A 1257-nucleotide genomic window follows, 5' to 3' on the forward strand; every position below is an offset into this window, starting at 1 on the left:
TCCCCTTACAAGTGTAGGTTTGTGTTGAAGCTGTGAGGAGTGACTCCGCTGGGGTGAGCATGAAGAAGCTGCGTCTTGAAGAGGTAATCATGCTCCGAGACCCTGATCTCAAACAATGGAATCGCATCGTCAGCGCTCAGTTTCCGCATTTGAGCATCGCACAAGTGACGGGGCTAAGTGTGTGGAGTTTCGGCATGGCATGGAGTCGTTCGAGCAGTCTGAGTCGAGTACCAGAAATGATCGCGCGGCTGAATGACGAACGCCCGAATACGGTGCGGCAAAGGCTGAAAGAATGGTATCAAGAAGCAAGCGCCAAAAGCGGCAAGCATCGGTGGGAGTGGCAGGTCGAAGACTGCTTTGCGCCGTTGTTGACCTGGATACTGTCTTTGTTTCCGTCCGGTGGTCGGGATGTGTCTTTGGCACTGGATGTGACGACGCAGCAAGACCGTCTGAGTGTGTTATCGATTGCGGTACTCTACCGCGGCAGTGCGATTCTAGTGGCATAGAAAATTCTCAAGGGCAACCAACCCGATGCGTGGCGACCGCACTGGGAGCAACTGTTTGCTCGATTGCAAGGAGTGATTCCACCGGACTGGCGAGTAGTGGTGTGTGCTGACCGGGGCTTATATGCAGACTGGCTGTATGCAGCCATCGTGGCATTGCGCTGGCATCCGTTTTTGCGGATTAATCAGCGTCCACACAAAACGGTGCGAGTCTTGCCAGATGGGGAGTGGGGATTGCTGTCGGCAGGGGTGAACATCGGACAAGCTTGGAGCGGTACCGTCGAGTGTTTTCGCACCCATCCGCTCGCCTGCACCTTAGTAGCACGTTGGGATGAAGGCTACAAAGACCCGTGGCTGGTGCTGACAGATTTGCCAACTGAACACGCCAACGTCTTGTGGTACCGCTACCGAACCTGGATTGAAGATAGCTATCGCGATTTCAAACCCGATGGCTGGCAGTGGCAATCGTCGCGCATCACAGACCCCAAACGTGCCGAACGCCACTGGTTAGCAATGGCGGTTGCCACCTTGTGGATGCTGACGTTGAGCACACAAGCCGAAACGCAGCAGGCGGCTCTGCCCAAAGGAGTCAATCCGCGCCCGTCCCGTCCCGTTGCCCAGCGTTCCTACTCCCGTCAGGTATCCTGTCTTCTCTTAGGGTTAATCGTGCTGCCGGATGAGGAGCAACGGCAGCAACCGCTGACGATGCCGCCCCTTGTCCCTCAACTGACGCTTTCACTCTCATTCAACTCTT

Annotated in this window: 2 protein-coding genes; both read left to right on the forward strand. The window is 55.7% G+C overall.

The window, feature by feature from the left end; translation table 11 throughout:
* Positions 1-89: 89 nt before the first annotated feature.
* A complete protein-coding gene (locus A8707_RS26165; protein WP_156518907.1) occupies positions 90-506 on the forward strand; it encodes a hypothetical protein in 417 nt (138 codons plus the stop codon).
* 72 nt (positions 507-578) lie between these two features.
* Positions 579-1257: hypothetical protein (locus A8707_RS26170; RefSeq protein WP_231948485.1), on the forward strand; the 679-nt coding region annotated here is incomplete at its 3' end.

Origin of the sequence: Phormidesmis priestleyi BC1401 (assembly GCF_001650195.1) — a bacterium.
In the GTDB taxonomy this organism is placed as follows: Bacteria; Cyanobacteriota; Cyanobacteriia; order Leptolyngbyales; family Leptolyngbyaceae; genus Phormidesmis_A; species Phormidesmis_A priestleyi_B.

Coding starts and splice junctions, on each gene's coding strand:
- A8707_RS26165 (WP_156518907.1), top strand. CDS start 90: ATGCTCCGAGACCCTGATCTCAAACAATGGAATCGCATCGTCAGCGCT.